Source organism: Actinomadura roseirufa (assembly GCF_900659635.1).
Taxonomy (GTDB): domain Bacteria; phylum Actinomycetota; class Actinomycetes; order Streptosporangiales; family Streptosporangiaceae; genus Spirillospora; species Spirillospora roseirufa.
Genome location: NZ_CAACVB010000367.1, coordinates 1 through 6,163, shown reverse-complemented (window position 1 = coordinate 6,163; position 6,163 = coordinate 1). Strand labels below are relative to the sequence as shown.

General features: G+C 74.3%; 9 protein-coding genes. 1 reads left to right on the top strand and 8 read right to left on the bottom strand.

Going from position 1 to position 6,163, the window contains the following annotated elements; genetic code table 11:
• Window positions 1-315 (top strand): SH3 domain-containing protein (locus tag E1291_RS43545; RefSeq protein WP_207401156.1); only part of this gene is annotated, 315 nt, incomplete at its 5' end.
• Here the strand turns inward: E1291_RS43545 and E1291_RS37980 are convergent.
• The 8 genes from E1291_RS37980 to E1291_RS37945 all read right to left on the bottom strand — a co-directional run.
• Window positions 312-1,109: a YggS family pyridoxal phosphate-dependent enzyme gene (locus tag E1291_RS37980; protein ID WP_131742879.1), complete on the bottom strand. Its 798-nt coding sequence runs from the start codon at window positions 1,107-1,109 to the stop codon at window positions 312-314. The genes E1291_RS43545 and E1291_RS37980 overlap by 4 nt on opposite strands.
• 166 nt (window positions 1,110-1,275) lie before the next feature.
• Window positions 1,276-1,938: a class I SAM-dependent methyltransferase gene (locus E1291_RS37975; protein WP_131742878.1), complete on the bottom strand. Its 663-nt coding sequence runs from the start codon at window positions 1,936-1,938 to the stop codon at window positions 1,276-1,278.
• Between the two features lie 18 nt (window positions 1,939-1,956).
• Window positions 1,957-2,718, bottom strand: a complete 762-nt coding sequence (locus E1291_RS37970) for a DeoR/GlpR family DNA-binding transcription regulator (protein ID WP_131742877.1) — start codon at window positions 2,716-2,718, stop codon at window positions 1,957-1,959.
• 45 nt (window positions 2,719-2,763) lie between these two features.
• Window positions 2,764-3,858 (bottom strand): zinc-dependent dehydrogenase, encoded by a 1,095-nt coding sequence (locus tag E1291_RS37965; RefSeq protein WP_131742876.1) that lies wholly within the window; start codon window positions 3,856-3,858, stop codon window positions 2,764-2,766.
• Complete coding sequence (locus E1291_RS37960) at window positions 3,855-4,313, bottom strand: PTS mannitol transporter subunit IIA (protein ID WP_242614632.1); 459 nt, start codon at window positions 4,311-4,313, stop codon at window positions 3,855-3,857. The genes E1291_RS37965 and E1291_RS37960 overlap by 4 nt, the downstream gene beginning before the upstream one ends.
• Window positions 4,306-4,617 carry a PTS sugar transporter subunit IIBC family protein gene (locus tag E1291_RS37955; protein ID WP_306434502.1) on the bottom strand — a complete coding sequence of 104 codons (312 nt, stop codon included), beginning with the start codon at window positions 4,615-4,617 and terminating at the stop codon, window positions 4,306-4,308. Before E1291_RS37955 ends, E1291_RS37960 begins: the two co-directional genes overlap by 8 nt.
• Window positions 4,618-4,659: 42 nt before the next feature.
• A complete protein-coding gene (locus tag E1291_RS37950) occupies window positions 4,660-5,877 on the bottom strand; it encodes a PTS transporter subunit EIIC (protein ID WP_131742875.1) in 1,218 nt (405 codons plus the stop codon).
• A 32-nt stretch (window positions 5,878-5,909) separates the two neighbouring features.
• Window positions 5,910-6,163 (bottom strand): hypothetical protein (locus E1291_RS37945; RefSeq protein WP_207401157.1); only part of this gene is annotated, 254 nt, incomplete at its 5' end.

Sequence of the window (6,163 nt, the reverse complement as noted above, 5' to 3'; positions counted from 1 at the left end):
CGGCGACCCGCGCCGACGACGCCCGAGCCCGTGAGGACGCCGCGCGCGACCAGGCCGGCGCGGTCGCCGTCCCCGTCCCCCGCCGCCCCACCCCTCGCCGCTCCTGCAGCGCGGCGCGTGGTCTGCGCGCAGGACCTCATGCTCCGCGACGCCCACAACACCCCGACCGGCGGAACCCTGTACCGCGGTGACGCCGTCACCGCGCACCGGCGCAACGCCAGCGGCACGCTGACGCAGGTCACCGCCTGGGACGGGCGCACGGGCTGGGTCGAGTCCCGCTGGCTGGGCGAGGACCTCGCCCACTGCTCCCGCTAGCGGCCCCCGCCGGGCCCCGGCGCGGGCGGGGAGGCCGGGGGCCAGTAGAGGCCGTCGGTCGTCCGGCGTGCACCGAAGATCGCCTGGCCGACGCGGACGACGGTCGCCCCCTCCTCGATCGCGGTCTCGAAGTCGCCGGACATGCCCATCGACAGCTCGTCGAGCCCGATCCCGTCGGGGGCGTCCTGCCGCGCCCTGTCGCGGATCGTGCGCAGCAGGACGAAGCACTCCCGCACGCGATCGATGTCGCTGGTGAAGAGCGCGAGGGTCATCAGCCCCTTGACCCTGAGGGCGCCGTACTGGGGAAGGCGGGCGAGGAACGAGGGGACCTCGTCGGGCGGCAGGCCGTACTTGCTCTCCTCGGCCGAGGTGTTCACCTGCACGAACACGTCCAGGCTCCGGCCCGCCGCCTGGAGCCTGCGGTCCAGGGCCTCCGCCGCGCGGAGGTTGTCGAGGGCCTGGAACTCGGACGCGAACGCGGCCACGTCCTTGGCCTTGTTGGTCTGCAGATGCCCGATGATCGACCAGGAGACGCCGAGATCGGCCATCTCACGCGACTTGCGCAGGGCCTCCTGGACCTTGTTCTCGCCGAGGACGTCGCAGCCCGCGGCCACGGCCAGGCGCAGCCGCTCCTCGGGGACGGTCTTGCTCACCGGCAGCAGGCGCACCTCGTCCGGCCGCCGCCCCGCGCGCTTCGCCGCCGCGGCGATCCGCGCCTTCACCTGGGCGATGTTCCGTACGAAGTCCTCGGTCGTCACCGCACTCGGGAACGACCCCGTGGTCTGCTCGCTCATCGCACCTCCGCCCCCCATTCTCGGTCATCCCCCACCCCCCACCTCGCCCGGGGCGGACGTCGCGCGCCGAGTCAGGCCCCCGATGGAACACCGCCCCCGATCGCGTCGCGGACGCGATCGCCTGAACACCCGGGAAGGTCACCCCGTCGAGGGCGTTCATCGGATGTCACGCGCGTTTCCGTGCCCTGATCGCCAGCACACCGGGGGTCGGCCCGCCGCCCTCGGCGAGCCGCTCGAACGCGAGGCCCGCGTTGATGAAGGCGTGCATCAGCTCCGGAAGCGGCACATGCAGCGCCCCGACCTTGCCGCGCACTCCCCGGTCGCTCCAGGACGGCGCCGCCCAGCGGCCGTCGAGGTAGCCGGGCCGGATCACCACCGCGTCCCGGTCGCCCCGGTCGGCGAACCCACCGCAGAAGCAGGGGTGGGCGCCCACGTGCACCAACACCCCGCCGGGCCGCAGCACCCGGGCCGCCTCGGTCAGTACCTCCGGGTAGGCGCGCATGTCGGTGTGAACCATCACGGCGATGACGGCGGGAACGGCGCCGTCCCGGATCGGCAGGTTCCGGGCGTCGGCGCGGGCGACCGGCAGGCGCCCGCGCGCGTGCCGCAGCATTCCGGCGGAGATGTCGATACCGATCGGGACCCGGCCCAACTCGCGCACCAGGGCGGCGTGGACGCCGGTCCCGCAGCCGATCTCCAGGCAGGTGCCACCGCCCTCTCCCAGGAGGTCGCGCAGGGCGCGTTCGATGCCCAGCGGGTCGCCGGCGCCCCGAGGCAGGAAGACGCTCTCGTACCAGTTCGCTATGGCGTCGTAGGGGGTGGTCGTCATGAGGGGCTCCCTGGGCGGTCACACTCGGATGACCTCGGGGCCGAGGGCGGCGATCTCGGCGGCGGTCTCCTGTTCCAGGCGGGTGTCGGTGACCAGGACGTCGATGTCGGAGAGCGCGCCGAAGCGCACCAGGTAGTCGGTGCCCAGCTTGGTGTGGTCGGCCAGCAGCACGCGCCGCCGGGACGAGGCGATCATGGCGCGCTTGACCGCGGCCTCGGCCTGGTCGGTGGTGGTCAGGCCGCGCGCGGCGGACGCGCCGTTGGTCGCCATGAACGCCACGTCCACCCAGAGGTTCGCCAGCGGCTGCAGCACCCAGTCGTCCACCGTGGCGAGGGTCCGGCCGCGCACCCGCCCGCCCAGCATGATCACGTTGAGGTTGGGGCGAGTGGCGAGCGTGGTGGCGTGCGGCGGCGAGTTGACGATCACGGTCAGCTCGCGGTCGGCCGGCAGCAGGTGGACGAACCGGGACGTCGTCGTGCCGGCGTCGATGATGATCGACCCGTCGGCGGGCAGCTCGTTCAGCGCCGCCTTGGCGATGCGCTCCTTCTCCTCGGTCAGCACCGCGTCCCGCGCGGCCAGCCCCGGCTCGAAGCCGAGCCGCTCCGCCATGATCGCCCCGCCGTGCACGCGGCGGAGCGTTCCGGCGCGCTCCAGCACGGTGAGGTCGCGCCGGATCGTCTCCGTGGTCACGCCGAACTGCTCGGCGAGCGTCACGACGTCGACCTTCCCCGCCGCGCGCGCCTGCTCCAGGATCGCCTGCTGTCGTTCTTCGGCGTACATCCGGTGTCCCATCCACCCCAAGGCCCACTGTCCAGAATGCCATCCTTATGCATGAGACCTCATCGCGGGTGATGTTCGGGGTGCCACGAGACGGGGGTCCGCGCCGGGCTCCACGGTCACTTTGATCGCCTCGCCCCGGGCGACGAGGCCGAGGGCGGCGGGCAGCTCCTCCAGCGGCAGCCGATGCGTGATCAGGTCGGCGACGGGGACCCGGCCGGAGGCGATCATCGCGAGCGCGGTGGCGTTGTGGGCGGGGCTGGAGCCGTTGGCGCCCACCACCGTCAGCTCCCGGTAGTGCACCAGGTTGGCGTCCAGGGAGATGACCGGATCGTCCTTGGGGAGCCCGCCGAACAGGCTGATCCGCCCGGACCGCGCCGCCATCCGCACCGCCTGGACCTGCGCGGTGCCCGAGGCGGTGGCGGTGATGGCCACGTCCGCGCCACGTCCCCGGGTGAGGTCGCGCACCGCCTCGACCACGTCGACGCCGGGGGCGGCCCACAGCGCGGTGTCGGGGCGGACGACGGCGGCGGCCCGGTCGAGCCGGTCCCGGTTCACGTCGACGAGGACGATCCGGCCGGCGCCGCGGGCGCGCGCGACCCGGACGTGCAGGCAGCCGACCGGGCCGGCGCCGAAGACCACCACGTCGTCGCCCGCGCCGACCCGCGCCAGCTCCTGCCCGTTCAGCACGCAGGCCAGCGGCTCGGCGACCGACGCCTCGGCGAACGACACGCCGTCCGGGACGCGGTTCACCCCGTCCACCGCGAGCACCTTGGCCGGGACGGTCATCAGCTCGGCGAAGGCCCCGTCGTAGTGGTAGCCCATCGACTCCTGCCGCGCGCACACCGTCATCCGGCCGCGCCGGCACTCGGCGCACTCCCCGCAGGGGATCGCCGCGATCACCTGGACGCGGTCGCCGGGCGCCCAGCCGGGGACGTCGCCCGCCACGACCTCGCCCGCGATCTCGTGCCCCATCACCCGGGGCGGCACGATGTGGTGGTGCCCGTGCCGGAGGATCTTCACGTCCGTGCCGCAGGCGGAGCAGTTCCGGACCCGGATCAGCAGCTCGCCGGGGCCGGGTTCCGGTTCGGGCGCCTCCTCCATGCGGATGTCACCGGGGGCGTGGAAACGGGCGACCCTCATGGGGCGGCCTCCTCTTCGCGGGGTTGGAGCAAGCGCGTGATGTCGTCGGCGGTGGCGGCCTCGCGCAGGTTCCGCGCGCGGCCGGGGTCGGAGAGCAGCCGCGCCAGCTCGGCCAGGATCGCCATGTGCCCGTCGCCGCGGGCGGCGACCGCGACGGCGACGGTGACCGTGGCACCGTTCCAGTCGGCCCCGCGGGGGAACCTCAGCACGGCGATCGCGTCGCGCAGTATCGCGGCCCGGCCGGAGCCGGTGCCGTGCGGGACGGCCACCCCCTCCCCCAGGTAGGTGGAGACCGATCGTTCGCGGTCGAGCATGCTCTCCACGTAGTCGGCGGTGACCGCGCCGACGTCCACGAGCGCCGCGCCGCACTGGCGCACGGCGTCCTCGTGACCGGCGGCGACGGCCTCCAGCCGGATGGCGCGGCGGTCGAGCAGCCCGGCGGACGGGTCAGCCACGCAGATCGCCGCCGTCCCTGATGGCGGCGACCACCCGGTCGAGCGCCGGGTCGCCGAGGTACATCGCGAACGGCACGACGACGCGGCCGGACGCGCCGACGCGGGCGCGGTCGGCGAGCCGCGCGTGGCAGACCACCACGTCGGCGTCGCCGGGGATGGCGTCGACGGCGGCGTGCTCCACCGCGACGTCCTGCCCGCGCAGCGACCGGCGCAGCTGGCCGGCCAGCATGACGCTGCTGCCCATGCCCGCGTCGCAGGCGATGACGAGCTTGCGGACGTCCTTGCCGTTGATGCTGGTCATCATGGTTCGTGCCTCCAGCGTGGAAGGAAGGGGAACGGCGCCGGCCTAGTAGGAGGCCGGCTGCGGAGCGGAGGTGCCGGGCGCGTCCTCCTCCGGGACGGTCACGCCAGGAGCACCCCCGTCGGACGGGAGGTCTCCGGACGGGGCCTCACCGGGCGGGACCGCGTCGGGTTCGGTGCCGTCCGCCGGCTCGTCCGCAGCGTCGTCCCCGGCGAACCTGCCGAAGCCGAGCAGCGCCGAGCCCACGGTGAACGACACCGCGGCCGAGGCGAGCATGCCGGTGTAGACGCCCACCCAGTTGCTCGCGCCGCGCGGGGTCTGCGCCAGGTAGGCGAAGATGCTGCCGGGCGCCGGCGGAGCCACCAGGCCGGTACCGAACATCATGAAGATGGCGGTCCCGGTCGCCCCGCCCGCGATGGTCGCGAGGACCATGCGCGGCTTCATCAGGATGTAGGGGAAGTACAGCTCGTGGATGCCGCCGAAGAACTGGATGACGATCGCGGCGGGCGTCGAGGGGCGCAGCCGCCGCGGGCCGAAGAACAGGTAGGCCAGCAGGACGCCGAGACCGGGCCCCGGGTTGGTCTCCAGCGTGAACAGGATCGACTTGCCGTGCTCGGCGGACTGCTGGACGGCCAGCGGGTCGAGCACGCCGTGGTTGACCGCGTTGTTGAGGAACAGCACCTTCGCGGGCTCGATGAGGACCGACGCCACCGGCAGCACGTCGCGGTCGACCAGCCATTCCACGGCGTCGGCGGCCCGGTCGGTGACCGTGCGCATCACCGGGCCGACCACCGCGTGGCCGGCCATCGCCGTCGCCGCGCCGACGAGGCCGGCGGAGAAGTTCTCCACCAGCATCTCGAACCCCGGCCGCACCCGGCCGTCGGTCCGCTCGTCGACGAGCCGCATGAGGTAGGCGGCCAGCGGCCCGGCCACCATGGCGCCGAGGAACATCGGGATATCGGCGCCCGCGACGACGCCCATCGTGGCGACGGCGCCGACGAGCGCGCCGCGCCGGCCGTGCACCATCCCGCCGCCGGTGTAGCCGATCAGGACGGGCAGCAGGAACCGGGCCATCGGGTCGACGAGCTCGGCGAACTCCTTGTCGGGCAGCCAGCCGGACGGGATGAACAGCGCGGTGATGACGCCCCAGGCGATGAACGCGCCGATGTTCGGCATCACCATCCCGGACAGGTGCCCGCCCAGGCGCTGGATCCTGGCGCGCGGCCCGTCCGCGCTCGCCGGAGGTGTGTGCACGGTGGCCATCGCGGCCCTCCCGTCGGTCGGGGGATTCGAGGTCAGGCGGGTAACGGCCGGTCGCGCCCGGGGGCGCGCCGCACGCGGACGCCGTCGCGGCCGACGTCCCGGAGGTCGGGGAGCCGGCCGCCCGGCTGCCGGACGACGGCGGCGGCCCAGGCCAGGCCCGCGGCGAGCGCGTCCGGGCCGCGGGCCCCGACGCCGAGGACCACGCCCTTGGCCGCGCTGACCCGCCAGGCCCCGGTACCGGAGTCGAACTGGACGGCCGGCGGATGCCCGGCCGACTCGACCGAGT

Coding starts and splice junctions, on each gene's coding strand:
- E1291_RS37980 (WP_131742879.1), bottom strand. CDS start 1,109: ATGAGCGAGCAGACCACGGGGTCGTTCCCGAGTGCGGTGACGACCGAG.
- E1291_RS37975 (WP_131742878.1), bottom strand. CDS start 1,938: ATGACGACCACCCCCTACGACGCCATAGCGAACTGGTACGAGAGCGTC.
- E1291_RS37970 (WP_131742877.1), bottom strand. CDS start 2,718: ATGTACGCCGAAGAACGACAGCAGGCGATCCTGGAGCAGGCGCGCGCG.
- E1291_RS37965 (WP_131742876.1), bottom strand. CDS start 3,858: ATGAGGGTCGCCCGTTTCCACGCCCCCGGTGACATCCGCATGGAGGAG.
- E1291_RS37955 (WP_306434502.1), bottom strand. CDS start 4,617: ATGATGACCAGCATCAACGGCAAGGACGTCCGCAAGCTCGTCATCGCC.
- E1291_RS37950 (WP_131742875.1), bottom strand. CDS start 5,877: ATGGCCACCGTGCACACACCTCCGGCGAGCGCGGACGGGCCGCGCGCC.